The sequence below is a fragment of the Geothrix mesophila genome, assembly GCF_022808835.1.
GTDB lineage: Bacteria > Acidobacteriota > Holophagae > Holophagales > Holophagaceae > Geothrix > Geothrix paludis.
Genome location: NZ_JAKZLD010000002.1, coordinates 188,361 through 213,648 on the forward strand (window position 1 = coordinate 188,361; position 25,288 = coordinate 213,648).

At 69.1% G+C, this 25,288-nt stretch carries 24 protein-coding genes; 13 read left to right on the forward strand and 11 right to left on the reverse strand.

What is annotated here, in order from left to right; genetic code table 11:
* Positions 1 to 16: 16 nt before the first annotated feature.
* Both MLG87_RS08260 and MLG87_RS08265 read right to left on the reverse strand, forming a co-directional pair.
* Complete coding sequence (locus MLG87_RS08260; protein ID WP_425250886.1) at positions 17 to 844, reverse strand: ABC transporter substrate-binding protein; 828 nt, start codon at positions 842 to 844, stop codon at positions 17 to 19.
* 84 nt (positions 845 to 928) lie between these two features.
* Positions 929 to 1,288 carry a winged helix-turn-helix domain-containing protein gene (locus MLG87_RS08265; RefSeq protein WP_243294721.1) on the reverse strand — a complete coding sequence of 120 codons (360 nt, stop codon included), beginning with the start codon at positions 1,286 to 1,288 and terminating at the stop codon, positions 929 to 931.
* A gap of 61 nt (positions 1,289 to 1,349) precedes the next feature.
* Between MLG87_RS08265 and MLG87_RS08270 the strand changes: the two genes are divergently transcribed.
* From MLG87_RS08270 to MLG87_RS08280, 3 genes are read left to right on the forward strand one after another with little or no spacing between them, the layout of a single operon-like run.
* Positions 1,350 to 1,793, forward strand: coding sequence for a hypothetical protein (locus MLG87_RS08270; protein ID WP_243294722.1), 444 nt, complete (start codon positions 1,350 to 1,352; stop codon positions 1,791 to 1,793).
* Positions 1,793 to 3,019, forward strand: coding sequence for a molybdopterin molybdotransferase MoeA (locus tag MLG87_RS08275; protein ID WP_243294723.1), 1,227 nt, complete (start codon positions 1,793 to 1,795; stop codon positions 3,017 to 3,019). The genes MLG87_RS08270 and MLG87_RS08275 overlap by 1 nt, the downstream gene beginning before the upstream one ends.
* A gap of 11 nt (positions 3,020 to 3,030) precedes the next feature.
* A complete protein-coding gene (locus MLG87_RS08280; protein WP_243294724.1) occupies positions 3,031 to 3,417 on the forward strand; it encodes a DUF488 domain-containing protein in 387 nt (128 codons plus the stop codon).
* Here the strand turns inward: MLG87_RS08280 and MLG87_RS08285 are convergent.
* On the reverse strand, positions 3,407 to 4,600 hold the full coding sequence (locus MLG87_RS08285; protein WP_243294725.1) for an amidohydrolase family protein: 1,194 nt from the start codon (positions 4,598 to 4,600) through the stop codon (positions 3,407 to 3,409). The genes MLG87_RS08280 and MLG87_RS08285 overlap by 11 nt on opposite strands.
* 42 nt (positions 4,601 to 4,642) lie before the next feature.
* Between MLG87_RS08285 and MLG87_RS08290 the strand changes: the two genes are divergently transcribed.
* The 3 genes from MLG87_RS08290 to MLG87_RS08300 all read left to right on the forward strand — a co-directional run bounded on the left by MLG87_RS08290 (position 4,643) and on the right by MLG87_RS08300 (position 8,360).
* Entirely contained in the window at positions 4,643 to 6,037 is a 1,395-nt protein-coding gene (locus MLG87_RS08290; RefSeq protein WP_243294726.1) for an MFS transporter, read from the forward strand.
* A 157-nt stretch (positions 6,038 to 6,194) separates the two neighbouring features.
* A complete protein-coding gene (locus MLG87_RS08295; protein WP_243294727.1) occupies positions 6,195 to 7,340 on the forward strand; it encodes a homogentisate 1,2-dioxygenase in 1,146 nt (381 codons plus the stop codon).
* 114 nt (positions 7,341 to 7,454) lie between these two features.
* Positions 7,455 to 8,360 (forward strand): mechanosensitive ion channel family protein, encoded by a 906-nt coding sequence (locus MLG87_RS08300; RefSeq protein WP_243294728.1) that lies wholly within the window; start codon positions 7,455 to 7,457, stop codon positions 8,358 to 8,360.
* On the opposite strand, the gene MLG87_RS08305 is transcribed toward MLG87_RS08300, so the two are convergent.
* The 3 genes from MLG87_RS08305 to MLG87_RS08315 are packed head-to-tail and all read right to left on the reverse strand — an operon-like array spanning position 8,357 to position 11,291.
* Entirely contained in the window at positions 8,357 to 9,214 is an 858-nt protein-coding gene (locus MLG87_RS08305; RefSeq protein WP_243294729.1) for a flavin reductase family protein, read from the reverse strand. The genes MLG87_RS08300 and MLG87_RS08305 overlap by 4 nt on opposite strands.
* The gene (locus tag MLG87_RS08310; RefSeq protein WP_243294730.1) at positions 9,211 to 10,245 is read right to left on the reverse strand and encodes a proline iminopeptidase-family hydrolase; all 1,035 of its coding nucleotides are present in this window, start codon (positions 10,243 to 10,245) and stop codon (positions 9,211 to 9,213) included. Before MLG87_RS08310 ends, MLG87_RS08305 begins: the two co-directional genes overlap by 4 nt.
* 26 nt (positions 10,246 to 10,271) lie before the next feature.
* The gene (locus MLG87_RS08315) at positions 10,272 to 11,291 is read right to left on the reverse strand and encodes a fumarylacetoacetate hydrolase family protein (RefSeq protein ID WP_243294731.1); all 1,020 of its coding nucleotides are present in this window, start codon (positions 11,289 to 11,291) and stop codon (positions 10,272 to 10,274) included.
* Between the two features lie 90 nt (positions 11,292 to 11,381).
* On the opposite strand from MLG87_RS08315, the gene MLG87_RS08320 reads away from it, so the two are divergent.
* Entirely contained in the window at positions 11,382 to 12,278 is an 897-nt protein-coding gene (locus tag MLG87_RS08320) for an MBL fold metallo-hydrolase (protein ID WP_243294732.1), read from the forward strand.
* Positions 12,279 to 12,282: 4 nt separating this feature from the next.
* On the opposite strand, the gene bioA is transcribed toward MLG87_RS08320, so the two are convergent.
* The 4 genes from bioA to MLG87_RS08340 all read right to left on the reverse strand — a co-directional run bounded on the left by bioA (position 12,283) and on the right by MLG87_RS08340 (position 16,975).
* Entirely contained in the window at positions 12,283 to 13,641 is a 1,359-nt protein-coding gene (gene bioA, locus MLG87_RS08325; RefSeq protein ID WP_243294733.1) for an adenosylmethionine--8-amino-7-oxononanoate transaminase, read from the reverse strand.
* 24 nt (positions 13,642 to 13,665) lie between these two features.
* Entirely contained in the window at positions 13,666 to 15,531 is a 1,866-nt protein-coding gene (locus MLG87_RS08330; RefSeq protein WP_243294734.1) for a cache domain-containing protein, read from the reverse strand.
* Positions 15,532 to 15,676: 145 nt separating this feature from the next.
* Positions 15,677 to 16,297, reverse strand: a complete 621-nt coding sequence (gene bioD, locus MLG87_RS08335) for a dethiobiotin synthase (RefSeq protein ID WP_243294735.1) — start codon at positions 16,295 to 16,297, stop codon at positions 15,677 to 15,679.
* Positions 16,298 to 16,327: 30 nt separating this feature from the next.
* Positions 16,328 to 16,975, reverse strand: a complete 648-nt coding sequence (locus MLG87_RS08340; RefSeq protein WP_243294736.1) for a tetratricopeptide repeat protein — start codon at positions 16,973 to 16,975, stop codon at positions 16,328 to 16,330.
* Positions 16,976 to 17,125: 150 nt separating this feature from the next.
* Between MLG87_RS08340 and MLG87_RS08345 the strand changes: the two genes are divergently transcribed.
* Positions 17,126 to 19,726 (forward strand): PAS domain S-box protein, encoded by a 2,601-nt coding sequence (locus tag MLG87_RS08345; RefSeq protein WP_243294737.1) that lies wholly within the window; start codon positions 17,126 to 17,128, stop codon positions 19,724 to 19,726.
* Positions 19,727 to 19,741: 15 nt separating this feature from the next.
* Here MLG87_RS08345 and MLG87_RS08350 read toward each other — a convergent pair whose 3' ends face one another.
* Entirely contained in the window at positions 19,742 to 20,884 is a 1,143-nt protein-coding gene (locus MLG87_RS08350; protein WP_243294738.1) for an aminotransferase class I/II-fold pyridoxal phosphate-dependent enzyme, read from the reverse strand.
* Between the two features lie 89 nt (positions 20,885 to 20,973).
* On the opposite strand from MLG87_RS08350, the gene MLG87_RS08355 reads away from it, so the two are divergent.
* Genes MLG87_RS08355 through MLG87_RS08375 form a run of 5 tightly spaced genes read left to right on the forward strand, consistent with a single transcriptional unit; the run spans position 20,974 to position 25,124 of the window.
* Entirely contained in the window at positions 20,974 to 21,654 is a 681-nt protein-coding gene (locus tag MLG87_RS08355; protein WP_243294739.1) for a Bax inhibitor-1/YccA family protein, read from the forward strand.
* A gap of 26 nt (positions 21,655 to 21,680) precedes the next feature.
* Complete coding sequence (locus tag MLG87_RS08360; RefSeq protein ID WP_243294740.1) at positions 21,681 to 22,778, forward strand: peptidylprolyl isomerase; 1,098 nt, start codon at positions 21,681 to 21,683, stop codon at positions 22,776 to 22,778.
* On the forward strand, positions 22,775 to 23,758 hold the full coding sequence (locus tag MLG87_RS08365) for a peptidylprolyl isomerase (RefSeq protein WP_243294741.1): 984 nt from the start codon (positions 22,775 to 22,777) through the stop codon (positions 23,756 to 23,758). Before MLG87_RS08360 ends, MLG87_RS08365 begins: the two co-directional genes overlap by 4 nt.
* Before the next feature lie 4 nt (positions 23,759 to 23,762).
* Complete coding sequence (locus MLG87_RS08370) at positions 23,763 to 24,086, forward strand: RNA-binding S4 domain-containing protein (RefSeq protein WP_243294742.1); 324 nt, start codon at positions 23,763 to 23,765, stop codon at positions 24,084 to 24,086.
* A gap of 51 nt (positions 24,087 to 24,137) precedes the next feature.
* Positions 24,138 to 25,124: a 3'-5' exoribonuclease YhaM family protein gene (locus tag MLG87_RS08375; protein ID WP_243294743.1), complete on the forward strand. Its 987-nt coding sequence runs from the start codon at positions 24,138 to 24,140 to the stop codon at positions 25,122 to 25,124.
* The last annotated feature ends 164 nt before the right edge of the window (positions 25,125 to 25,288 follow it).

The window sequence follows — 25,288 nt, forward strand, 5'->3', positions numbered from 1 at the left end:
CCTCCGTCCGGCCCGCCTATTCCGGCTTGCCGGCATCAGGAAAGAATAACGGTGATCCAAAGGTGCCGATTCCGAATTCTTTGATGATGGTCTGCACATCTTTCGACACCAGGAAGTCAGCAAATGCGCGGGCTCCGGGGGTGTTCACCTTGGGATGCCGCGCCGGGTTGACTTCGATGACGTGGTAGACGTTGAGGAGCGCCGCATCGCCTTCGCTGAGGATCTCCAACCCGAGTTTCTTCCGCAGGGCCAGGTAGGTGCCCCGGTCTGACAATGTGTAAGCCCGCTTCTCGGAGGCCACGGCCAGGGTCTGGCCCATGCCGAGACCCGTCTGCTGATACCACGCGCCCTCAGGCTTGAGGCCTGCGGCGGCCCAGAGCTTCTTCTCCTGGGCGTGGGTGCCGGAGTTGTCGCCCCGGGAGATGAACAGGGCGTGGCCGGCGGCGATGGCCTGGAAGGCCGCCGCGGCGCCCTTCCCGCGCAGGTGGACAGGGTCGGTGGCGGGGCCGAGGAGGATGAAGTCGTTGTGCATGACGATGCGGCGGTTCACGCCCGAGCCTTCGGCCATGAGGGCTTTCTCAGCGTCTGGGGAATGCACGAGCAGCACGTCCGCCTCGCCCTTCTTCCCCATGGCGATGGCCTGCCCCGAGCCCACGGCGATGGTCTTCACCACGAAGCCCTTCTGCTTCTCGAAGCGGGGGATCAGCTCATCCAGCAGGCCGGAGTCCTGGGTGCTGGTGGTGGTGGCGAGGATGACCGCTTTCACGGCGGGCTGTCCCGCGCCCAGGCCCACGCAGGCGAGGGATGCGGCAAGCAGCCAGGTCCAGCCGGGGAATCTCTGGATCCGCATGGGGGCCTCCATTCAATGTGTCCGAAAGAATACAACGGAAGGTGAAGCTGGGCCGGGTCGGCCGGCGGGATTGTGATCTCAGTCCAGCAGCCGCTTCCGGAAGGCCCGCACGTCACCGGCGATGGCCTGGGCGGCCTTGGCCTGGATCTCGCGGAAGCGGGACAGGGCCTCCTGGCCGGTGGGGGTGAGGACCGCCCCGCCGCCCCGGTGGCCGCCCTTGGCCGCGGCCACCACGGGCGCATGGAAGCACTGGTTCATCTCGTCCACCAGCATCCAGGCCTTGCGGTAGCTCATCTCCAGGTGCCGGGCCGCCGCGGAGATGGAGCCCGTCTCTCCGATGGCCTCGAGCAGGTCAGCCTTGCCCTGGCCGATGGCGATGTCCGTGCCGTAGGCGATGCGGATGCGGATGGAGGCGGCGGGAGAGGCGGGCTTGGCCATGGGGACCTCGGGCGACCCCATTTCAGCACGGGCGGGAAGGAGAATCTGCTAGAAGGGAGGGATGGATGACAGGCGCGCGGACAAGCCGGCCCCTCGCACCCTCCGGGCGCGGCTCTTCCCGGAGCGGCCCCGGTTCTTCCCCTGGGCGCGGCCGGTCCAGCTGGTCCTGCGGAGCGTCCACATCGCGGCCATGGCCCTGGTGGTGGGGGCGCTGCCCTTCGGTGCCGGCCACGAGGCCCTGCGGACGCCCATCCTGCTCACGGTGGCCAGCGGCGCCCTCCTCTTCGCCATCGACCTGGCCCGGGACATGGGCATCCTCGTGCAGGGCAGCGGCGTGGCTGTGCTGCTGAAGCTGGCCCTGCTGGGCGCGGGCCTCCTCCAACCGGCCCACCGCCTGCCCTGGTACCTGGCCGCCACCCTGGTGGCCTCGGTGGGATCCCACATGACCGGGAGCTGGCGCCACTTCTCCTTCGTCCAGTGGAAGGTCCTGAGGTACCCCGACTGATGCCGACCCCCGCCGAAGCCCTGGTCCTGATCCTCGCGCGCGTGGCGCCCCTGCCGCCGCGGCCGGTGCCACTCCCCGAGGCCCTGGGCCTGGCCGCCGCCGAGGCGCTGGCTTCCGCAGAGCAGGTGCCCCCCTTCACCAACTCCGCCATGGACGGCTACGCCGTGCGGGCCGCGGACCTGGCCGAGGCCTCGGCGGAGCGACCGGTGCGCCTCCGCGTTCTGGGGGATCTGGCGGCCGGAGCCACGCCGGACCAACCCGTGGGGCCCGGCACGGCCTGGCGCATCATGACCGGGGCGCCCTTGCCCGAGGGCGCCGACACGGTGGTGCCCGTGGAGGACACCATGCGCGGCGCCGACTGGGTGGAGGTCCGCGCGCCCCTGCGGCGGGGGATCCACGTGCGCCACGCGGGCGAGGACATCCAGGTGGGCCGGCCCCTGCTGGTGCCGGGCCGCGCGCTGCGCCCCGGCGACCTGGGCGTGCTGGCCGCCGTGGGGATGCCCGCCGTGCCCGTCCATCCGCGAGCCCGGGTGGCCGTGCTCACCACGGGAGACGAGCTGGTGGACGCCTCGGAGCGGCCCGACCCGGGCCGGATCCGCGACGCGAACATCCACTCGATCTGCGCCCAGGTGGCGGCCTGCGGGGCGGTTCCCATGCCCTTCCCGCGGGTGCGGGACGACCGCGCCACGCTCACCGCTGCCTTGCGCGAGGCGCTGACGGCCGACGCTGTCCTCACCACCGGCGGCATCTCCGTGGGCGACTACGACTTCGTGAAGCCCATCCTGGAGGAGCTGGGCGCCGAGCGGGTCTTCTGGAAGGTGGCCCAGAAGCCCGGCGGTCCGCTGGGGTTCTGGATGCTGGGCGAGAAACCCATCTTCGGCATTCCGGGCAACCCCGTGGCCGCCATGCTCATGGTGGAGGAGTACGTGCGGCCCGCCCTGCGGCGGCTCATGGGCTTCTCGGCGCTCCACCGCCCCGTGGTGGAGGCCGTGCTGGAGGACGGCTGGCGCGGCAAGGCCGGCGACCGCCGCACCACCTTCCTGCGGGTGGTGGCCCGCCGCGAAGGCGACCAGCTCCTGGCGCGGCTCACGGGCCCCCAGGGCTCGGCCATCCTCTCGTCCATGCTCGAGGCCAACGCCCTGGCCGTCATCCCGCCCGGCGTGGACCGCGTGGAACCGGGTGGCGCCGTGACCCTGCACCTCACCGAGCTGGCGGAAGATCACTGAAGGAGGCAGCCATGGCCATCCGCGTGGTGCGACTGGGAACGCCGAGGGCGCCGGACGAGGGCCTGCGGATCGGCACGGTGCGCCGCCCGCCGCGGGGCGTGCCCAAGGCGGAGTTCGCCTCGCGCGACTTCTACGACGTGTGGATGCCCGAGGCCGCGCCCAGCGAGGCGCTGGTGAAGCAGGCCCAGGCCGCCGAAAGCGACAAGGACTGGGCCGCATTCAAGAAGAAGTACCGGGCGGAGATGGGTCATCCCGAGAAGACGCGGCTCCTGGACCTGCTGGCGGCCCTGTCGCACCGGACGGACCTGGCCGTGGGCTGCTACTGCGAGGACGAAGCACACTGCCACCGCGCCGTCCTGCGGGAGCTGCTGGCGGAGCGGGGCGCGATCATCCGCTGAGCATCGCGGGATCCCTCTGGAACACCACGGGCGGGAAGCGCCGGCTCGTGTGGGGGTCCCGCAGGGTGCGCTTGAGCACGAAGTCGAAGAGGAGCGGGTTGGCCCGCCAGATCTCGTTGAGGGCCCTCCGCTCGGCGGGGGTGATGAGCTTCATCTCCACGAGGCGGCGGGTCCAGATGACGAGGTTGACGCCGGGCAGGGGGTAGTCGCTGCCGTTCAGGAGGCTGTCGTCCAGGTCGCGGGCCAGCAGCGTGCGGAGGGGCCGCGGCAGGCGGTTGACCTGGGTGATGGCCGAGAGGTCGCCGTAGAGCCGACCACGGTACCTCGGCTCGTCCATCAGCCGCAGGAACAGGTCGAAGTTCGAGGCCGTCTTCCCAGGATGGTCCAGGTCCTCGTTGCGGCCCAGGCTGGCGCAGTGGGCCACGATCACCGTGACGCCCAGGTCCAGGGGGCGACGCAGGCGCAGCGGGTTGCCCAGGGCCTGGGCGCCCTTCACGGCCACGGCCTTCTCCTCGCCGGCATGGGTGAGCAGCACGACGCCCAGTTCCTTCATGCGGCGGTAGAAGGCGTCGTAGCGGGGATCGGCGGGATCGATGGCCTGGGCGTTGGGCAGCCACTTGAGCATCCGGACGCCCTTGGCCGCGCAGGCCTCCAGTTCCTGAATGGCGTCCTGCCGCGCGGGGTGGATGGAGGCCACGGGCACGAAGAGGTCCGGGTGCTTGGCGGCGGCCTCCAGCACGTAGGCGTTGGGCACGTGGAACTCCGTGCGGGCGGGGTCGGGCGTGCCGTCGGCGCGGTAGGCCCGGTCCATGGCCAGGAGGTGGACTTTCACGGGATGGGGGAAGGCCCGCGCCCGGGCGGCGAGAATGTCCAGGTAGTCGCGGTCGAAGTGATCGAGCCCCTTCACGCCGGTGGCCTTCAGGTAGAGGCCCGTCTCCAGGCGCTTCGCGGGATGCCGGAGGCTCAGCTTCTCGGGATTCACGAATGTGCCGTCGCCGTCCTGTCCCAGGCCGAGGGCGTGGACATGGACGTCCACCACGGGACGGGCGGGATCGAGATCCGCAAAGGCGCGGTCCACGAGGGCCTGGGCGGCGGGGGGCAGGGGCGGCGCGGCGCACAGAGAGGCCAGGCCCAGGGTCAGGGCGAGGATGGCGCGGGACCAGCAGGAGGGGCGGGGAGACATCCGCCAGAGATACCAGAATCCGGGGAGCGGAGACACCTCGCCATGCGAGACTATCCCGACCCCGAGGTATCCATGACCGCCGAGCCCTCCTTCCGCGAGAAGTACGCCTTCCCTGCCAGCTACTGGAACGCCAACCTCACCGAGCTCTTCGAGCGGGCGGCCTACTACTCCATGGCCAGCTTCATCGTCATCTACCTGGGGCGGCTGGGGCTGGGCGACTACTGGCCCAGCACGCTGAACGGCGTGCTGTGGTTCCTGGTCTACTTCCTGCCGGTCCTCAGCGGCACCATCGCGGATCAGATCGGTTTCCGGCGCAGCCTGCTGTTGGCCTGCGTGCTGCTGGTGGCGGGCTACTTCCTCATGGGCTATCCCGTGTGGTTCGGCGGGCATGTACTGGCCCTCCAGGCCGGCCGGGAGGTCACGGCGGGGGCCGGCGTGGTGGTGCCGGTCTCCCTGGCCATCCTCCTCGTGGGCATCGGCGGCTCCTTCGTGAAGCCCTGCATCGCCGGCACCGTGCAGCGCACGCACCTGGGCAAGGCCACGCTGGCCTTCGCCATCTTCTACATGGTCATCAACATCGGCAGCGTCTTCGGGCGCCTCACGGCCTTCTTCGTACGCACCAAGCTCGGCAAGCTCGACACCATCTTCCTGGTGGCCATGGGGGCCTCGGTGCTGGCCTTCCTCGTGGTGGCCCTGCTCTACCGGGATCCCGAATCCGCCGTGGATCCGGCCAAGCCCAAGCGCACGATCCCCGAGATCCTGCTGGGCATGGTGACGGTGTTGGGCAGCGGCCGCTTCGCGCTGTTCCTGCTGGTGAGCAGCGGCTTCTACTTCATCTACAACCAGGTCTACAACGTGCTGCCGCTTTACGTGAAGAAGACCGTGGAGCTGAGCCCGGCCATGGACCTCTACACCATGGCGAACCCCATCACCATCGTGCTGTTCCAGTTGCTCATCACCAAGCTCTTCGGCAAGCTGCCGCCCATCAAGTCCATCATCGTGGGCACGGTGATCATCGGCCTCTCCATGCTCATCAACGTGGCGCCCCTCTTCATGGCGGGCGGCGTGACCGCCAAGGTGCTGCTGCCCGTGGGCAGCCTCTTCATCGTGATGACCGTGGCCCTCATCGCCTTCGGCGAGCTCTTCGCCTCCAGCCGCCTCTACGAGTACATCGGCTCGCTCGCCCCCAAGGGCCAGGAGGGGCTATTCCTTGGTTACGCCAACCTGCCCATGGCCATCGGCAGCCTGGTGGGGGGTCCGGCGGGCGCCTGGCTCTTCAACCAGGTCATGTGCGCCGGCGCCGTGAAGCAGCCCGACGGCCTCCTGAAGCTGGACCCCAAGGCCGCCGCCACCGGCTGGATCATCCTCACCCTCTTCGGCCTGGGCAGCGCCCTCAGCCTCTGGATCTACAACCGCTGGCTGCAGAAGCAGGGCTGAAAGAACAAAGAACTGAAATAAGCGGAGGGACACGGAGGAGCAGAGGAAAGCGGAGAAAAGACCAGCGAGTCTTCCTCCGCTTTCCTCCACCCCTCTGCTCTCCTCCGCGTATTGAATTCTTTTTGAGAGATAATGGACCCTCGTCCCCGAGGTTCCCATGTCCAAGAAGGAAACGCCGCTCTTCCCCCTGCGCAAGGGGCTGCACACGCGCCAGGCGCATGTGGATCTGCCCGCGGGCACCTTCGAAGAGGAGCATGCGCGCAACGGGTTCTTCGGGCGCACTACCCACCTCTACCGTCTGCACCCGGTGACGGACTGGACGCGCATCGAAGGCCCCCTGCGGCCCCACAGCTATGACCTGAACGGGCTGAAACCCTCGGTGGATGAGGCGATCCAGGCTTCGATGTTCGGCTCCCGCGAGGCGTCCTTCGCGCCCATCTGCATCCTCCACAATGCCGATGTGGCCTTGCACTGGGTGGCGCCCTCCGCCATGGACTTCTTCTACCGCAACGCCGACGGCGACGATGTCTACTACATCCACGCCGGCGGCGGGAAGCTGGAAACCACCTTCGGTGCGATCCACTACGCCACCGGCGACTACCTGGTGATCCCGCGCGGCACCACGTACCGCTTCCTGCCCTCGGAAGGCGACCAGCGCTACCTGCTCATCGAGGGCTTCAGCGAGGTCACCATCCCCGACCGCAACCAGCTCGGGCCCAATGCGATCTTCGATCCCGCCATGGTGGACACGCCGGAGCTGGAGCCCTACGACGAGGGGAAGGGCCGCGAATGGGCCGTCCACATCAAGCGCGAGAACCAGATCACGAAGGTCTTCTACCCCTTCAATCCGCTGGACGTGGTGGGCTGGAAGGGCGACCTCACGGTCTGGCGCATCAATGTGAAGGACATCCGGCCCGTGCTGAGCGCCCGCTACCACCTGCCCCCCAGCGCCCACAGCACCTTCATCGCGAACAACTTCGTCATCTGCTCCTTCCTGCCCCGGCCCTTCGAAGAGGAGGAGGGCGCCATGCGCGTGCCCTTCTTCCACTCCAACATCGACTACGACGAGGTGCTGTTCTACTCCGCGGGGCACTTCTTCTCGAGGGACGGCATCGGGGCCGGCATGCTGACCTGGCATCCCCAGGGCATCCACCACGGGCCGCACCCCAAGGCCATTCCCCTCAGCCGCACCAAGGAGCGCACAGACGAGGTGGCGGTCATGGTGGACACCTTCCGGCCCCTGAAGGCCACGCCGGCGGCGGGGCTGGTGGAGAATCTCAACTACTGGGCGTCCTGGAAGTAGGGGGGTGCGTTCCCTCACAAGCGTGATTCGCGCCCTGTGGGGCCCCGCTCCAGGCGCCCCCCCGGAGCGCCTTCCGCGACCCACATGGTTGCGAGGAAGTAGACTGGTCGGGTGATGCTCCTGACCCTCCAGCCCCTCATCAAGACCGAAGTCCGGCGCTTCGACCATTTCATGGCGTGGATGGACCGGGTGGGCTGGTCGCGGCTGGAGCACCTTCTCATGGTCGGGGCGGCCTGCCTGGCCATCCTGTGGAGCGTGAAGCTGGTGTCCCGCGCCGTGCGTCGGGCCGTGGACGACGGGAACGAGGAGGTGACCTCGGACGCCGAGCGCCGGGCGGAGACCCTGGGCTCCGTACTCAACAACACGGCGCGAGTCCTGGCGGTGGTGTTCTTCCTCCTCATGTCGCTCCAGGAGTTCGGCGTCAACATCGGGCCCCTGGTGGCTGGCGCGGGCATTGCAGGCGTGGCCCTGGGCTTCGGCGCCCAGAGCCTGGTGAAGGACGTCATCAGCGGGTTCTTCCTCCTCATGGAGAACCAGTTCGGCGTGGGCGACATCATCAGCGTGGACGAGAAGCACACGGGCACCGTGGAGCGCATGACCCTGCGCGTGACCCAGATCCGCGATTCCGAGGGCAAGGCCCACTTCATCCCCAACGGCTCCGTGGTGCGCGTGGTGGTGCTCTCCAAGGAGTTCGCCCGGGCCAAGGTCGAGGTGGGCGTCGGCTACGACACGGACATCGATGCGGCCATCGCGCTGCTGACGCGCATCGGGAAGGAGCTGGCCGAGGCATGGCCCGACCGGGTGCTGGAGCCTACCCAGGTGCTGGGCGTGGAAGACCTGGGGGAGAGCGCCGTGACCCTGCGGACCCTCACCAAGACCGCCCCGGCCAAGCAGTGGGAGGTGGCGCGGGAGCTCCGCCGCCGCATCCTCATGGCCTTTCGGGAGGCCGGCATCGACATCCCCTATCCCCAGCGGGTGATCCACCACCGGGGCGTGGCAGGGACGGGCCTCGAAGGCTAGCCCCGCAGGCGGAGCCCCGCCAGGCGCCAGGCCTCGTCCAGATCGCCCCGGCCGAGGGCGTCCTGCAGGGCGCGTTCGAGGGCGTCCGGAGCCTCGGGGTCGCCGGGCCTCCGTGCCATGGCGGCCAGGTCCGGCAGGCCGGGGCTGTTGGCGAGCTGGCCCAGGTCGTTGGCTGTGAGGATGCGGCTCTGCTTGAGGGCTTCGGGCAGGGCGTCGTAGCCCAGGGGTCTCCCGGCGGGCTTGGGTACCTGGAAGACGGCGGCGCCGCTGGCCCGGGTGTAGAAGGCGCCGCCGTTGCGGCCGATGAGGTCCAGGGCGTCCGGGTGGAGGAGGCCCTCCACGAAGCAGTCCTCCCGTACGTGGAAGGCCACCACTTCGCCGAGGAGCATGAGGCCCGAGCCAGGACCCGTGCCCAGTTCCACCACCTGCTGCAGCCGGCACTCCATCTGGAAGGGGCTCTCGGCCACCAGGGCGGGCTTCACGAGCCGCGCGGGCAGGGGCGTGAGGCCGCTCTTGGGGAACTCGTCCACGCCGTCGGGCCACTCGGCGCTGGCCACGTTCATGGGGTGCAGCATGGCGTGGCTTACGGCGGCGATGACGAACTCCCCCGTGGCCACCGCGTTCAGGTAGGTGTGCTTCACCGTGCCGTCGCGGCCCCGGCGGTTGGGCGCGAAGGCCACCGTGGGCGGGTTGGAGCCGAAGGCGTTGAAGAAGCTGAAGGGCGACAGGTTCCGGATGCCCTCCTTGGAGACGGTGCTGGCCAGGGCGATGGGTCGGGGTGCCACGCCGCCGCAGAGCAGGGCGTTGGTCTCGATGGGCGTGAGGTCGCCCGGCAGGATCGTGCGCAGGCTCATGATTTCCCGAACCGCACGGTCTTCCGGCCCGCGTCCGTCTCCTTGAGGAAGCGGATGAGGCCCTCGCAGTAGGTGCGCTGGTCGTCCCACATGGACATGTGGCTGCCGTTCGGGCAGAGCAGGAAGCTGCCGTGCTGCACCTGGGTCGAGACCCACTTCATGTGGGCGGGGTCCATGGTGTCGTGGGTGCCGCCGATGACCAGGGTGGGCATGGCGAGCTTCGGCAGATCGGCCTTGCGGTCCCACTTCTCGAGGCGGCCCGAGGCGCCGAACTCGCTGGGGCCCTGCATGAGCACGTAGATGTCGTTGTTCGAGTGGGCGCTGGACCGCTTGAAGGCGTCCGGCCACTCCGGCAGGCGGCACAGGTGCTGGTTGTAGAAGCTCGGGATCAGCAGCTCCATGTAACGGGGATTCTCGTACTGGCCCTTGGCCTCGAGCTCCTTCACCTCCTTCACAACGGCGGGATCCATCTGCTTGGCGAGCACGTCGCTGGCGTAGCGGTTGTAGTCGGGGATGCTCATCATCATGTTCGAGATGATCAGGCCCTTGAGGTTCGTGCCGTACTTCAGCGCGTATTCCGCGGCCAGGATGCCACCCCAGGAGTGGCCCAGCAGGTAGAAGTTGTCCTGGTTCAGGCCCAGGGCCTTCCGCACCTGCTCGACCTCCTCCACGAAGCGCTCGGTGGTCCACAGGTCGCGGTCCTTGGGCTGGTCCGAGTAGGCCGAGCCCAGCTGATCGTAGTAGATGAACTCGATGCCCTCGGCGGGAAGATAGCCCTCCAGGGACTCGAAGTACTCGTGGGTGGAGCCGGGCCCGCCGTGGAGCAGCAGCAGCTTGATGCGCGGGTTGTTCCCGAAGCGCTTGGTCCACACCTTGAACGTGCCCTTGGGCGTCTGGATGGGGATGAGCTTCACGCCGCCCTCGCGGAGCGTGGCGCTGTCCGCGAAGTAGGTCGTCAGGGTGGGCTTCTGCGCGAGGACGGGGCTCGTGGCGGCCAGCAGGCCGAGAAGGAGGGCGAGGGCGCGGCGCATGGTGGCTCCAGGGAGGATGAACCAGTCTAGTCCCCGGCCTCGCCGGAGGGTGTGCCGGCATAGAGGTCCGGCAACGTTCCGCCCACCAGGTGCGCCGGCATATCCGCCAGCCGCTCGGGCACGTGGGTGATGGTGTTCACCAGCCGGCCCAGACCCTCGATCTCCAGCACCACCTCGTCGCCGGCCTTGAGCCAGAGATTGTCGGTGACCTTCGAGCCGTTCAGCTCCAGCAGGCAGCCGGTCCCCACGGTGCCGCTGCCGATGACCTCGCCGGGGTGCATCTGGATGCCGTAGCTGGTGCGCTGGAGGATCTGGGCGAAGGTCCAGTTCATGCTGTCGGCGTTGCCGTCGGACAGCCGGTGGCCGTTCACCTCGCAGGTCATGCGGGCATGGAGGAGCTCGCCCGTCGCAGTCCGCTCGAGGTTCAGCTCGTCCTTGGTGACGAGCCAGGGGCCCAGGCTGGTGGCGAAGTCCTTGCCCTTGCAAGGGCCCAGGGACAGCTTCATCTCCTCCATCTGGAGCATGCGGGCGCTCCAGTCGTTCATCACCATGTAGCCGAAGATGGCGTCGTCCGCCTCCTCCAGCGTGGCGTTCTTCAGGGGCCGGCCCGTGACGACGGCCACCTCCAGCTCGAAGTCCAGGCGCGTCAGGTGGTGGTCCTGCACCAGCACCTCGCCCGGACCCGTGACGGCCAGGTGGTTGGTGAAGTAGGTGACGGGGAAGAGGTCGAACTCGGGGATCATGTCGAGCCCGCGGTTGCGGCGCGCCGTGGCCACGTGCTGGCGGAAGGCGTAGCCGTCGCGCATGGAGACGGGCCGGGGCACCGGGGCCAGCAGGCGCACGGCACCGACATCGATCATGGCCTGGGCCGGCGGGGCCGCGGCCAGGGCCCGGGCCAGGGGCATGAGCTCGTCCTGGCGGCGGATGAGCGTGAGCATGTCCACGGCCAGGCGGGGCTCGGCGGCGACGAAGTCGAGGATGCGGCCGTCCGCCATGACGGCGCCGATCCTCTCCGCGTCGGCCTTCAGGAACGTCACCAGCTTCATCGGATTCTCCGCAAAACCTCAGTGTAATGCCGGAAAAACACGACTCCGGCATCGTCATTCAGGAGGGGAGGGACGGGATACACTCGGGTCATGCGTGCCCTCCTCCTCGCCACGATCCTTCTGCTGCCGGGTGCTGCCATGACGCCCTCCTCCCCCGTGAATGCCTCCCGCGTCGAGCCCCTGCGCGTGGGCCAGCTGCAGGTGTGGAAGCTGCAGGACGGGCGGATCTCCCTCGCCGCCTCGCTGCTCAAGGGCCTCGACGCCGCCGAGGCGCGGCGGATGCTGGGCGGGAAGGACGCGGCGGACACGCCGGTGAACGCTTTCCTCGTGCGGATGCCAGGCCACACCGTCCTGGTGGACACGGGTATCGGCAAGGATCCGGATGAGGACTCGGGCCACCTGGCGGAGCAGCTCGCCGCCGCGGGTGTGATGCCCGCCGACATCGACCTCGTCCTCATCACCCACGACCACTTCGACCACATCGGCGGCCTGCTGAAGGCCGATGGCACGCGGGCCTTCCCCAAGGCGGTCCTGCGGGTGGCCCGCCGGGAGCACGCCTTCTGGACGGAGGATCCCTCGCGCCTGCCCGAGCGCCTGCGGGACCGGGCCCCAAAGCTGAAGGTCCTTTTCGGGGTCTACGGGAAGGCCGGGGCCTTCCGTCCCTTCGAGGACGGCGAGGAACTCCTTCCGGGCCTCCGCGCCCTCCCGGCTTACGGCCATACCGGCGGCCATACGGTCTACGCCTTCACCTCCGAGGGCCGTGAGCTCTGGTGCATCGGCGACCTCATCCACTTCGGCGCGGTGCAGTTCCAGCATCCGGAAATCGGCGTCGCCTTCGACCTGGACGGGGACCGCGCCGTGAAGGTCCGCCAGGAGCTGTTCCGCGAGGCCGCCCGCCGGAAGGTGGTCCTGGCCGGGGCTCACCTGCCGCAGATCGTGCGGATCACGCCGAAGGGCGAGGGCTACGAGGCCGTGTCGCTGCCCTGAGGCCTCAGAGCAGCGCCAGCAGGGTTTCCGCGGCCTCGCGGATGCGCGCGGGGGGCGTGCTGAGGGGGGGCAGCAGGTAGAGGCAGTCGCCCATGGGCCGCACCAGCAGGCCGTGGTTCAGGGCCCGGCGGTGGAGGCGCCAGCCGAAGCGATCCTCGGTGTCGTGGGCCTCGCCGGTGGCGGGATCCACCAGGCGGCAGGCGCCGATGGTGCCCAGCACGCGAGCCTGGCGCACGGCGGGATGGGCGGCCAGGGCCGTGAAGGCTGCCTTCATCGCTTCATTCAGAGCGGCGGCGTTCGCCAGCACCGGCTCGTCGTCGAAGAGGGCCAGGCTGGCGCAGGCCACGGCGCAGGCGGCGGGGTTGCCGGTGTAGCTGTGGCCGTGGAGGAAGGCCCGGCCCGAGGCGGGTGTGCCCCAGAAGTGGCCGTAGAGCTCCTCCGTGGCCCAGGTCATGGAGAGGGGCAGGGTGCCGCCCGTGAGGCCCTTGGAGAGGCAGAGCAAGTCCGGCGCCACGCCGGCTTGTTCGCAGGCCAGGAAGGTGCCTGTGCGGCCGAACCCCGTGGCCACCTCGTCGAGGATGAGGTAGACGCCGTGGGCGTCGCACTGGGCCCGCAGCTCCCGCAGCAGCTCCGGCGGCCACATGCGCATGCCCCCGGCGCACTGGATCAGCGGCTCGGCGATGAAGGCGGCCAGCCGCTCGCCGTACGTGGCGAAGAAGGCCGCCATGGCCTGGCGGGCCGCCTCCAGGCGGTCCGGCCATCCATCCAGATCCGGGACGAGCTCGCAGCGGGGATCCTCGGGCACTTCCAGCCGCTCGCAGGCCAGGAGCAGAGGCCGGAAGAGCCCCGTCATGAAGTTGTCCAGCTCACCCACGCCCACGGCTCCGAGGGTGTCGCCGTGGTAGCCGCCGCGCAGGGCGCCGAAGCGGTCGCGGCCCTTCTCGCCTCGCTGGAGCTGGGCCTGGAAGGCCATCTTGAGGGCCACCTCCACGGCCGTGCTGCCGTCGTCGGAGAAGAAGGCCCGGGTGAGGTTCGGCGGCAGCTTCGGCCGCAGGCGCACCACCAGCTCCAGGGCGGGCTCGTGGGTGAAGCCCGCGAACATGACATGGTCGAGTTTCGCGGCCTGGCGCTCCAGGGCGCTCACCAACCGCGGGTGGCCGTGGCCGTGCAGGCAGGTCCACCAGCTGGAGACGCCGTCCAGCACCCGCTCGCCGTTGGCCAGCAGCAGGTCGCAGCCCTCGCCGCCGATGACCGGCACCGGCGGATCGGCCTCGTGCACCTGCATCTGCGTGAAGGGGTGCCACACATGGGCGCGGTCTAGGGCGAGGCGGTCGGTCCAGTCGGGCGGCAGGGGCGTCGGCATGGCTCCAGTCTAGGACAGGCTCGCTCAGGCCTTGGGATCGGCGCGGGGGACTTCGGGGTAGAGCTTCCGGGCGCATTCGGGGCAGATGCCGTGGCTGAAGTCGGCCTCGGTGTGCTCGGAGATGTAGGTCTCCAGCTGGTTCCAGGAGCCCTTGTCATCGCGGATCTTCTTGCATGAGGCGCAGATGGGGATGATCCCGTGGAGCGTCTTGATGGTGTCCAGGGCGGTCTGGAGTTCCTGGGTGCGAAGGGTGACGCGCTGCTCCAGCGTATCCTTCAGATCGTTCAGTTCGCGGAAGGAGACTCGGAGCGCATCGGTCATCTGCTGGAAGCGGTCGTTGAGGTGCTGGGTCTCTTTGATGCGGCTGGGGGGCAGGGCCAGGTCGGTGCCCGGATCCTCGCCGAGGCGCCCGGGGAAGGCGCGGGTGGCTTCCTCCAGGCGGGCGATGGCCGCGGTGAACCCCCGGCTGAGCAGGTGGGCCAGGGCGATGGTCAGGAGGATGAGGAGCAGGAGCGTGCCGAGGCCCCGGATGGTGATTCGGCTCAGGCTTGAGATCACCGGGGCCTGGGGGGATTCCACCACCAGCTTCCAGGGGAGGTGCTGGCTCAGAAGGCCTTCCTGGACGAGGAAGGACTCGCTCCACCGCTGCATGGTGCTGTGCCCCGGCTGGGCCGGGGGAATGACGTGCCAGACGCCCTCACCGAGTGGGCGGCGCTCGCCGGGCGGCGGCGCGAAGGGGGACATCATGGCCAGGTCCTTCCGGGTGCTGGCGACCACCCGCCCGGACCGGTCGAGCAGGGTCAGCCGGGCGTCGGCGGAGCCGGCGATGATGGCGAGGACCTCCTGGATCTGCGTGGCATCCACGATGCCGATGCAGTAGCCGTCGTACCGCCCATCCCTGACCACGGGGACCACGAGGGAGATGACCGGCTCCGGCCTGCCGACGCGGCCCATGACGATGTCGGCCACCCAGGGCTTGAGGGACTGGCGCAGGGTCGGGATGTAGGGCCGATCGGAGAAGTTCCGTCCGAGGGTGGAGCGGCCCAGGTCATCGACCAGCGGGCTGAAGACGATGACGTCCGCATGGACATCCAGCACGCCTGCCCGCTTGAAGGCCGGCATGGCCGTCCGGATGGCTTCCACGGTTCGCTGCAGGTCCTCCCGCCGCTGGTTCGGCTGGGAGGCCAGGCTCGCCAGCGTGGCGATGCTCTGATGGCGGTCCTCGATCCAGGTCTGGAGCATCTGGCGGCCCACCAGGTCCAGTGCGGCGCTCTGGCGGATCATGTCCTGCTGGCCCCGGCGGACCTCCTGGCGGACGAAGACCGTCAGGAAGAGCAGGGCCGGGAAGGTCACGAGGGACACAGTCGTAACGAAGACCACGGAGCGGAAGGCCGGTCGGACAGCCCCGCTTCCATGGGATCGCGCCCGCCAGGCCAGGTGGAGGATGCAGGCCAGCAGGGCGTTGATGATGCCGTTGATGGCCTGCTTCAGGAAGACCAGCGCCGTCGTCTGGACCGGGGTCCGCAGCAGGAGGTGGTAGAACCCCCAGATCAGGGGGATCCCGAGGGCGCCCCAGAAGAGGAGGTCCGCCAGGAGGAGATCCCACGAGCGGCGCCGCACGAGCCAACCCACGAAGAGGGCCTCGCCCGCGAGGATCACCACGGCCCAGGGGTGGTTCCAGAGGATCCAGGTGGCGCTGCCCGCGATGAGGGCCGCCACCACGCCGGGTCCTTCGCCGGCGTGGAGGATCACGAGCATCACGAAGACCGATCCGAAGATGAGGTCCACGTTGAAGAAGATCTCGTAGCGCAGCAGGTTGACCAGCAGCCCGGCGACTCCGAACAGGAGCGGGAGCACCAACCGGCGTCGCAGAGGCGTGGGGGCTGACATCGAATCCTTTCCGAGGGGAAAGGGATAAGGCTGAAGGAGTGCCGAACGGCTTTTCAGCCGGGCGCGAGGTATCCGCAAGCGATGGCATCAGGTGGTGCGAGTCGCCTGAAGATAGCGTATGGATCGGCTTGATGGGCTCTGGAAGTTATTTCAGGACATGGACAGGGATGGGAAGAAATCCTTGAAGAACGGTCGCATTCTCGTCTGCGGCTTCCTGGGTCGCGCCATCGGCTCCGGGATTGAGCAGCACGGCCTCGATCCGCCAGCCGCGAAGCATGAGGGCCTCGGCGCTGAGCAGGGTGTGGTTCAAGGTGCCGAGGCCGCCCAGGGCCACCAGCACGCAGGGGATCTTCAGGTCCGTGGCCCAGGCCAGGAAGTGGGTGTTCGGCGCCAGGGGCACCATGAGGCCGCCCACGCCCTCCAGCAGGATGCGGCCTTCGCCGGGTTGGGGGGCCGGGCGGCGGCACCAGGCGGCGGCGGCGTCCAGGTCCAGCGTGCGGTCTTCCCGCTGGGCGGCGGCCAGGGGTGAGAGCGGCGCGCGCAGCAGGACATGGCTTTCGGCTGCGATGCCCGGGCCAGCCACCGCGCTGGCGTCGGCCTCGGGGTGATCCGCCCGGTCCACGCCGGTCTGGAAGGGCTTGCGGTAGCTGACCGGACCCCGCTCCGCCCAGGTGCGCGCGATGCGGGAGGCCACGAAAGTCTTCCCCACGCCCGTTCCGGTTCCGAGGACCCAGAGCGGGCTGGGGAGGGCGTCGAGGTTCAGCATGGATTCAGCAGGGCGGATCAGCGCCGCGGATCAGCGGGGCATGCCGCCCTTGTTGAGCTGGGCCAGCAGCTGACGGGCCTGGGCGGCCTGCTCGCTGTTCGGGGCCATGACCAGCACCTTGTTGAAGGCCTTGGCCGCTTCGTCGGGCTTGTTGAGGTCGCCGGCGTACACGATGCCGAGGTTGAAGACGCTCGGCACGTGGGAGGGATTGATCTTGCCGGCCTTCTGGAAGTTGGCGATGGCCTTGTCGAACTGGTTGAGCTGGCGGTACATCACGCCCTGGTCCGTGAGGATGTCGGGATCGTCGGGCTTCAGAGCCAGGGCCTTGGCATAGGCATCCACGGCCTTCTGAGGCTGGTGGCTGTCGAAGTAGTCGTTCCCGAGGCCCACCCAGGCGTCGTGGTTCTTGGGCTCGGCCTTCACGACGGCCTCCAGCTTGATGATGCGGGCCTGCATCTCCGCGTTGGGGAGGCCCATGCCCGGCGGGATCTGGCCCGGCGCCGGGGCTCCCGCGGCCATGCCGCCGCCCAGGGAGGGCGCCGGCATCACCACGCCCCCGGCGGGGGTGGCGGCGGTGGGGGTGGCGGCATCCCTGTCGCCGCTGCCGCCGACGACGTAGCCCGCGAGGAATCCCACGGCAAGGCCTCCGATCAGGGCGAACACGATGTTCCGATTCAAAAGCCACCTCCTGAAGACCTTCCGGTCCCCTAGAATTCTCCCACAGGTCGCGCCCGGGACCCGGGGCTGATGGGAAAGACATGGACCTCCCGCAACGGGGCGCGCCATGCCAGGATAATTCCGATCCCAAACTGCCCGAATGAGGTGCCCGTGGCCGACCCCATGCCCAGTCCAGCCGCCCCGGGTCGAGTCCGCACCGGGCTGGTGCTGGCGGTCGGGGTGGTGCTCAGCCTGGTGGGGTTCTTCGTGGCCCGGGACGCCAACTGCCGCCAAGTGGAGGCACAGTTCCACGAAGCGGCCCGCGACCGCGCGGAGAGCGTGGCCGAGGGGCTCCGGCACAGCTTCGAGGATGTCGGCGTGCTGCGGAGCTACTTCGAAGCCAGCGATGACGTGAGCCGGGAGGATTTCGATGCCTTCACGGCGCCCACCCTCGCCATGCATCCCTACATCCAGGCCTTCCAGTGGCTGCCGGAGGTGGGTCCTGAAAACCGGGGCGCCTTGGAGGCCGAGGGCAGGCGCTTCCAGCCGCGATTCCACTTCTTCGGGAAGGACGAGGGGGGGCGGAATGTGCCCTTGCGTCAGGACCACCGCTTCTTCGCGATCCAGTTCGTGGCGCCCTACCGGGGCAACGAGGTGACCCTGGGCTATTCGGCGGAGCAGCTGGCCACCCGCCGGGAGACGCTGGACCGCGCGTTGCGCACGGGAGAGGTCTCCGCCAGCGGCCGGATTCGCCTGCTCCAGGAGACGGCTGCCCAGGCAGGGATCCTCGTCATGGCCGCGGTGCGGAACCGGCAGGGCCGGCCCGTGGGCGTGGTTCAGGGGGTCTTCCGCGCCGGCGACCTGGTCCAGAAGTCCATCGCCATCCTGGAACCCCGCGGCGTGGAGCTGCGGCTGCTGGACGCCAGCGCGCCGCCGTCGGAGGCCCTCCTGCACCTGGAATCGTCGCCGCTGCCTCCGGCCGGCCCGCCAGGACCCTCCAGGCTCCAGCATGTCCTGGGCTACGAGCTGGCCGGGCGGCGCTGGCAGGTGGTGGTGACGCCGGCCCCGGGGTACTACGGCCTCACGGCCGGTTGGCGGGCCTGGGGCATCCTGGCCGGGGGTCTCGCCTTCAGCCTGGTGCTTTCGGGCTACGTGCGCGCCCTGCTGGCGGGGCAGGCGGAGATCCGAACCCAGGTGGAGGCCCGGACGCGCGAGCTGGCACAGGAGACGGAGAGCCATCGGCGGGACGCAGAGGCGCTGAGGGAGAGCGAGGCGCGATTCCGCCACCTGGTGGAGGTGATGGGGGAGGGCATGTGGGTGCTGGATCCGGAGGGGAGGACCACCTTCGTCAACCGGCGCATGGCCCAGATCCTGGGCTACGCCCCGGAGGAGATGATCGGCCGCCCCCTGTCCGACTTCATGTTCGAAGAGGACCGCGAAACCTCAGACCGCAACATGGCGCAGCGGAGGAACGGGATCAGCGCCCAGCATGATTTCCGCTTCCGGAAGAAGGATGGCGAGGAGGTCTGGACCATCGTCACCGGCAACCCCGTGATGGACGAGGCCAAGCGGGTGGTGAGCGTGCTGGGCATCATCACGGACATCACGGAGCGTCGCCGGGCCGAGCAGGCGCAGCTCCAGAGCCAGAAGCTGGAGAGCCTCGGTGTGCTGGCGGGCGGCATCGCCCACGACTTCAACAACCTGCTCACCGCCATCCTGGGAAACATCAGCCTCGCCCAGATGTGCACGCCACCCCTGTCGCCGGCGCGGCCCTACCTGGAGAACCTGGAGAAGTCCGTCCATCGCGCCACCGGCCTGACGCGGCAGATGCTGGCCTACTCCGGCCGGGGCCGTTTCCTCGTCGAGCCCTTGGACCTGAACCAGGCCGTGGAGGAGATGTCCCACCTGCTGGGAGTCTCCATCTCCAAGAAGGTGGCGCTGCGGTTCCAGCTCCAGCCGGCCCTGCCGGCCCTCATGGCCGAGGCCTCCCAGATCCAGCAGGTGGTCATGAACCTCGTCACCAACGCCTCTGAGGCCATCGGCGACGGGGAGGGCATCGTCTCGATCCGCACGGGCCTGCAGGCCTACTCGGAGGAGGACCTGGTCCGGGACTTCCCCGGGCAGGCCATCGCGCCCGGCACCTTCATCACCCTGGAAGTATCGGACACGGGACAGGGGATGAGCCCGGACGTGCAGGCCCGCATCTTCGAGCCCTTCTTCACCACCAAGTTCACGGGCCGGGGCCTGGGGCTGTCCGCCATGCAGGGCATCGTCCGCGGCCACAAGGGCGGCATCCGCGTCTACAGCGAGGTCGGGAAGGGGACCACGTTCAAGCTGATCTTCCCGGCCGGGCTGGAGACGGAACCGGGCTCGTCCGCAGAGGATGCCTCCGCGAGCTGGAGCGGATCCGGGACCATCCTGGTGGTGGATGACGAGGAGAGCGTGCGGGGGGTGGCCGGCGCCCTCCTGCGCTCCATGGGATTCGACGTCCTCGAGGCCAGGGACGGCCAGGAGGGCCTGGAACGGTTCAAGGGTGAGGGCGGCCGGATCAAGGCCGTGCTCCTGGACCTCACCATGCCGCACATGGACGGAGTCGAGGCCTTCCGCAAGCTGAGGGCCCTCGATCCCGCCTGCCGGGTGGTGCTGATGAGCGGCTACAACGAGCAGGAGGCCGTCCAGGAGTTCCTGGGCAAGGGTCTCGTCGCCTTCGTCCAGAAGCCCTTCCGGCGCGCGGGCCTGATGCAGGCCATGCAGAAGGCGCTGGAAGGCTGATCTCCGTCCGGCCGATCAGGCGTCCGGAGCCTCCAGGGCCAGGGCCTCCACGAGGGCCAGGATCTGCGCGTCCTCCAGGTGGGCGCCGGTGGTGATCCGCAGGCGCGCCGAGCCCTCCGGCACCGTGGGGGGACGCACGGCCCGCACATCGAAGCCCCGGGCCTGGAGGCGATCGGCCAGGCGCACCGCCTCGGCATCCGGCCCCACGGGCACCGGCACGATGGCCGAAGGGGCCTGGGCCTGGCCCAGGGCCCGCCGGAGGTGCGCGGCGTGGGCCATGGCCCGCTCGCGCCGCCAGGGCTCCGACCGGGCGAGGCGCACGCCCGCCAGGGCCGCACCGACGACGGGCGGCGGCAGGGCCGTGGAGAAGATGAAGCCCCGGACCGTGTTCATCATGTGCTCGCGCAGCAGGCCGTCGCAGCAGACGAAGGCGCCGAAGGCGCCCAGGGCCTTCCCGAGGGTGCCCATGACCAGTGGCACGCGGCCATGGACGCCCTGGTGCTGGGCCAGGCCGGCGCCGTCCGCGCCGAGGAGGCCCGTGGCGTGGGCTTCGTCGACCAGGAGCAGGGCGCCGTGGCGGTCGCAGAGGGCCAGCAGGGCCGGCAGGTCCGCCGCGTCGCCGTCCATGCTGAACACGGCATCCGTCGCCACCAGGGCCAGGGCGCCTTCCGGAGCCGAGGCCCGCCAGAGCTCGAGCTGCTGCGCGAGATCCGCCAGATCGAGATGCCGGAAGATGCCCAGGTGGGCGCCTCCGGCCCGGGCCATGCGGCAGCCGTCCACCAGGGAGGCGTGGTTGAGGGCGTCAGAGAAGACGGCGTCGCCGGCGCCGGCCAGGGCGGGGATGAGGGTGGCGTTGGCCTGGAAGCCGGTGTTGAAGAGAAGGCAGGCCTCCGTGCCCTTCCAGGCGGCGAGGGCCGCTTCCAGCTCGTCGTGGAGGGGCGTGGTGCCCCGGAGGAGGCGCGCCCCTCCCGCGCCGGCCCCGTACTCGCGGGCGGCCGCCGCGGCGGCCTCCGCCAACCGCGGGTCCCGCCGCAGCCCCAGGTAGTCGTTGGAGCAGAAGTCCACCCCCGCAGCCGGGTGGATGGCCCGGTCCCGGCCCAAGGCACGACGGCGATCCGCCTGATGCCGGAGGCGTTGCAGCCAGGGTGGGGGGATCACGGAACCTCGGGGTCCTTGGAGGCAGGGTAAGGGTGGGGGGAATGTTAGGATCTGAGGGGGATCCGCGCGGATCCCCCTTGGAGCGTGGCATGGATTATCAGCAGTCGTGGCAGGGGGCTTCCACCGGAGCGCAGTCCCGCGTCGATTTTGTCCGAAGCGTCTACCTGTGGCTCATGGGTGGTTTCGCCGTGGCCGCCCTCGGCGCCTTCAGCGCCCCCCTGGTGGGGACCGCGCTGATCTCCGTGGCGGGCCGCTTCTGGTTCTGGGTGCTGTTCGGCATCCAGTTCGGGTCGCTGATGTTCGCCTCCCGGGTGAGCCGCCGGAAGCCCCTCAACCGGGTGGCCTACGTCCTGTTCACCTTCATCTCGGGCGTCATCGCGGGCATCGTGGCCCTGGCGCTGGCCCAGGGCGCAGGGTTCATGCCCGTCTTCATGGCCTTCGGCCTCACGGGGGTTGTGTTCCTCACCCTGACGGTCACGGCCTTCGTGTCCAAGAAGGACTTCAGCTTCCTGCGGAACTTCGTCATCGTCGGCATCGCCGTGATGTTCTTCGGCAGCCTGGCGGCGGCCATCTTCCACCTGGAGACCTTCAGCCTGATCATCTCCGGCGTGGCGGTCATCGCCTGCTCGGCCAAGCTGCTCTGGGACACCTCCGCCATGCTCCGGACCAGCGATTTCGGCGACCCCGCCGGCTTCGCCCTGGCCCTGTTCGTGAGCCTCTACAACATCCTGATCTCCCTGATGAACCTTCTCGGCGGACGTCGCCGCTAGCGCCTATCCGGCACCCAAGGAATCCCATGCTCCGTGCTTCCCTGATCTCCATGATCGCCCTCGGTGTCGTCGCACAGGAGCCCGCCAAGGCTCCCGCGCCGGCCCAGGCCCCGGTTCAAGCCCAGGCCCAGGCCGCGCTAGCGCCGACCCAGGCCGCGGCCCCGAAGCTCCAGGCTCCCGCGCCCAAGCCCGAAGAGGTGGTGCTGGCCAAGGTGGGCGGCGAGCCCATCACCGAGGCCGATTTCCAGGCCGCCTTCCGCCTGCTGAACCAGCAGGAGCAGATGCAGATCCTCATGATCCAGGGCGGCAAGGAGGAGTTCGTCAAGCGCATGGCCGAGAGCAAGCTCCTGGCCGTGAAGGCCAAGCGCATGGGGCTGGACCAGACGCCCGCCTTCCGGCAGGCCGTGGAACGGACCAAGGACGACCTGCTCGCCCGCGAGTACCTGGCCAAGGAGAGCGAATCCCTCCAGAAGAAGCTCGCGGTTTCCGACGATGACGTGAAGGCGTTCTACGAGAAGCACAAGGACCGCTTCAAGCAGCCCGAGCTGGCCAGCGTGCGCCACATCCTGGTGTCCGTGAAGCGCGAGGGCGAGGAGAAGGGCCTGAGCGAGGCCGAGGCCAAGGCCAAGATCGCCAAGATCCAGGCCGAGCTGAAGAAGGGCGCCAAGTTCGACGCCCTGGCGAAGAAGTACAGCGACGACCCGGGCAGCAAGGAGAACGGCGGTCTCTACGAGGATGCCGACCCCTCCACCTGGGTGCCCGAGTTCGGCGCCGCCGCGCGCACCCAGCCCATCGGCAAGGTGGGGGCCCCCGTGAAGACCCAGTTCGGCTACCACCTGATGAAGGTGGAGAGCCGCAAGGCCGCGCGGCAGGTGCCTTTCGAGGAGGCCAAGCAGGTGGCCGAGCAGGGTGCGCAGCGGGAGCGGCAGGCCGCGATCTGGAACGAGCTGATGGACAGCCTCCGCAAGGAGATCCCCTTCGAGCTGGCCAAGCCCTCGCCCTCGGAGGCCCCCGCGTCCAAGGCGCCGGCGGCGCCAAAGGCCGAGGATCCTAATGTCGCCCCCAAGGTCGCCCCCCAGGCCGCTCCCAAGGAAGGCGAAGCGCCCAAGGGAGGTGCCCGTTGAAGGCGCTGAACCCCGTGCTCGCCCTGGCGCTCCTGGCGCCGGCGGGGCTGTCCGCCGAGGTGCGCGAGGAGATCCTCGTCATCGTGAACAGCCACATCATCACCCGCCGCGACCTGACGCAGGCCGTGGAGCAGCAGAACGCGGCCCTCTACCGCCAGTTCTCCGGCAAGGAGCTGGATGAGAAGCTGCAGACGGCCCGGGAGAAGACCCTGCAGGGGATGATCGACGCCTACCTGCTGGAGGACAAGGGCGACGAGCTGAGCTCGCCCATCACGGACGACTACGTCCGCGCCAGCATCGACGGCATCAAGAAGGAGAACAACTTCGCCACGGACGCCGACCTGGAGCGGGCCCTGAAGACCAGCCTCGGCATCGGCCTCCCGGAGTTCATGAAGCGCCAGAAGCAGCAGGCCACCCAGCAGTACGTCCTGCAGCGGGAGGTGTTCTCCAAGGTGGCCGTGGAGGACAACGAGCTGCGGGCCTACTACGAGGACCACAAGGACGAGTACCGCCTCCCCAGCCGCTTCCGCATCCGGGAGCTGGTGCTGGCCAAGGGGGCCACGCCCGAGGAGCAGGCGGCGACCCGCGCGAAGCTGGCGGAGATCCAGGCCGCGCTCAAGGCCGGGAAGTCCTTCGAAGAACTGGCCCGCCAGAACTCCGTGAGCCCCAGCAAGGCCACCGGCGGCGACCTGGGCTGGATGAACAAGGGCTTCCTCCGCGCCAGCATCGAGGACGCCGCGGTGAAGCTCAAGCCCGAGCAGGTCTCGGCTCCCATCGAGACGGACAAGGACATCTACCTCATCCAGCTCATCGCCCTGGAGGACGCGCCGGTCAAGGACTTCGCGGAAGTGAAGGCCAAGATCCTGGAGAAGCTCCAGGAGCCCAAGGCCCAGAACGCCATCGAGCAGTACCTCGCCAACCTGCGGATGCGCGCGAACATCCGCTACCTGGTGCCCAAGGAACAGATCCTGAAAGGCTGATGCCGTGCGCCTCGACGCCTTCCTCAAGAAGAGCCTGCTCATCAAGCGGCGCGAGCTGGCCAACCAGCTCTGCGACGAGGGCATGGTGCGCGTGAACAACGTGCCCCGGAAGGCCAGCCACGAGGTCAAGGTCCAGGACGAGTTGGAGTTCCCCCTGTACAACCGCGTGCTGAAGGTCCGGGTGCTCTCGCTGCCCGAGGGCAACGTGAAGAAGGCCGACCAGTGGTCGCTCTTCGAGGTGCTGGAGGACAAGCGGCTGCCCCTGGACCTGGGCTACGGCGACGAGGATCCCTTTTCGTCCCCATCCAAGCCGCCGCGCAGTCATTGACAGCCGCTGTCGCATCGGCCGCCCGAGCCTGATGGGACAGAAGGAGAACCGATGTCCGACCAGCCGATCCTCCGGAGCCTGAAAGAAGGCGGGGTCTTCCAGGGGTTCCTCCTGGCCCAGGAGACCGCCTACAAGGTGAGCGCCAAGGGCAGCGAGTACCTGGAGCTCAAGCTTTCGGACGCCTCTGGCGACCTCAAGGCCTTCCTCTGGGACGTGCGGGCCATCGAAGGCGACATGGACGCGGTGCAACCCGACGCCTTCCTCTGGGTGAAGGGCACCGTGACCAGCTACAACGGGCGCCTCCAGATGAAGCTGGACAAGGTGCGCTTCGCCGCGGACGCCGAGGTGGGCGACTTCTCCCGCTTCTTCCCCGTCAGCGCCCGCCCCGTGCCGGAGATGCTGGCCGAGCTGGATGCCCTTATCGCGTCCGTGGAGGATCCCTGGATCCGCCGCCTGCTGGAGGCGCTGTTCGTGGCCGACGCCGACCTGCGGGCGGCCTTCGCCCAGGCCCCGGCCGCCAAGTCCATGCACCATGTGTTCCTGGGCGGTCTCCTGGAGCACACCCTGTCCGTGGCGGGCATGGCCGACCGGGCCTGTGGCCACTACCGGGCCTTGAACCGGGACCTGGTGCAGGCGGGGGTCCTGCTCCACGACGTGGGCAAGACGGCGGAGTTGAGCTACCAGCGCAGCTTCGGCTATACGGACGCGGGCAACCTCCTGGGCCACATCGCTCTGGAAACCGACTGGATCAACCGGGCGGTGGGCAAGATCCCCGGATTTCCCGAGGACCTCCGCCTGCAGATCCTGCACATCGTCCTCTCCCACCATGGCCGGCTGGAATTCGGCTCTCCCGTGCTGCCCAAGACCCCGGAGGCCCTGCTGGTCCACTACCTGGACGATCTGGACGGCAAGCTGGAAGTGATGCTCCGGGCCACCCAGGACGAGTCGGACAGCGGGTCCTGGAGTCCCTACCACCGGGCCCTGGACCGCATGGTCTATCGGCGGCGGTGGCCCAAGGCTGGCCTTGTCGAAAAGTGATCAATATGGTGAGTTGACCGGCCACTTCTGGACATATTTGAATGGATCTGCTGCCTTGTGGGCAGGTCTGGCTCGGCAGAAGGTGAAAGGAAGTCCTGCCTATTCAGATGATGTGCTAAACCTGCCCTGATCGCGGCGCTCTGGCACGCCTCTGGCCCTATCGG

What these genes read in the sequence shown, in the direction of transcription:
- MLG87_RS08355 (WP_243294739.1), top strand. Translation starts at nt 20,974, where the DNA reads ATGGATTATCAGCAGTCGTGGCAGGGGGCTTCCACCGGAGCGCAGTCC.
- bioD (WP_243294735.1), bottom strand. Translation starts at nt 16,297, where the DNA reads ATGCTGAACCTCGACGCCCTCCCCAGCCCGCTCTGGGTCCTCGGAACC.
- bioA (WP_243294733.1), bottom strand. Translation starts at nt 13,641, where the DNA reads ATGCCGACGCCCCTGCCGCCCGACTGGACCGACCGCCTCGCCCTAGAC.
- MLG87_RS08275 (WP_243294723.1), top strand. Translation starts at nt 1,793, where the DNA reads ATGCCGACCCCCGCCGAAGCCCTGGTCCTGATCCTCGCGCGCGTGGCG.
- MLG87_RS08270 (WP_243294722.1), top strand. Translation starts at nt 1,350, where the DNA reads ATGGATGACAGGCGCGCGGACAAGCCGGCCCCTCGCACCCTCCGGGCG.
- MLG87_RS08265 (WP_243294721.1), bottom strand. Translation starts at nt 1,288, where the DNA reads ATGGCCAAGCCCGCCTCTCCCGCCGCCTCCATCCGCATCCGCATCGCC.
- MLG87_RS08375 (WP_243294743.1), top strand. Translation starts at nt 24,138, where the DNA reads ATGTCCGACCAGCCGATCCTCCGGAGCCTGAAAGAAGGCGGGGTCTTC.
- MLG87_RS08320 (WP_243294732.1), top strand. Translation starts at nt 11,382, where the DNA reads ATGCGTGCCCTCCTCCTCGCCACGATCCTTCTGCTGCCGGGTGCTGCC.
- MLG87_RS08280 (WP_243294724.1), top strand. Translation starts at nt 3,031, where the DNA reads ATGGCCATCCGCGTGGTGCGACTGGGAACGCCGAGGGCGCCGGACGAG.
- MLG87_RS08305 (WP_243294729.1), bottom strand. Translation starts at nt 9,214, where the DNA reads ATGAGCCTGCGCACGATCCTGCCGGGCGACCTCACGCCCATCGAGACC.
- MLG87_RS08315 (WP_243294731.1), bottom strand. Translation starts at nt 11,291, where the DNA reads ATGAAGCTGGTGACGTTCCTGAAGGCCGACGCGGAGAGGATCGGCGCC.
- MLG87_RS08290 (WP_243294726.1), top strand. Translation starts at nt 4,643, where the DNA reads ATGCGAGACTATCCCGACCCCGAGGTATCCATGACCGCCGAGCCCTCC.
- MLG87_RS08310 (WP_243294730.1), bottom strand. Translation starts at nt 10,245, where the DNA reads ATGCGCCGCGCCCTCGCCCTCCTTCTCGGCCTGCTGGCCGCCACGAGC.
- MLG87_RS08285 (WP_243294725.1), bottom strand. Translation starts at nt 4,600, where the DNA reads ATGTCTCCCCGCCCCTCCTGCTGGTCCCGCGCCATCCTCGCCCTGACC.
- MLG87_RS08300 (WP_243294728.1), top strand. Translation starts at nt 7,455, where the DNA reads ATGCTCCTGACCCTCCAGCCCCTCATCAAGACCGAAGTCCGGCGCTTC.
- MLG87_RS08360 (WP_243294740.1), top strand. Translation starts at nt 21,681, where the DNA reads ATGCTCCGTGCTTCCCTGATCTCCATGATCGCCCTCGGTGTCGTCGCA.
- MLG87_RS08295 (WP_243294727.1), top strand. Translation starts at nt 6,195, where the DNA reads ATGTCCAAGAAGGAAACGCCGCTCTTCCCCCTGCGCAAGGGGCTGCAC.
- MLG87_RS08330 (WP_243294734.1), bottom strand. Translation starts at nt 15,531, where the DNA reads ATGTCAGCCCCCACGCCTCTGCGACGCCGGTTGGTGCTCCCGCTCCTG.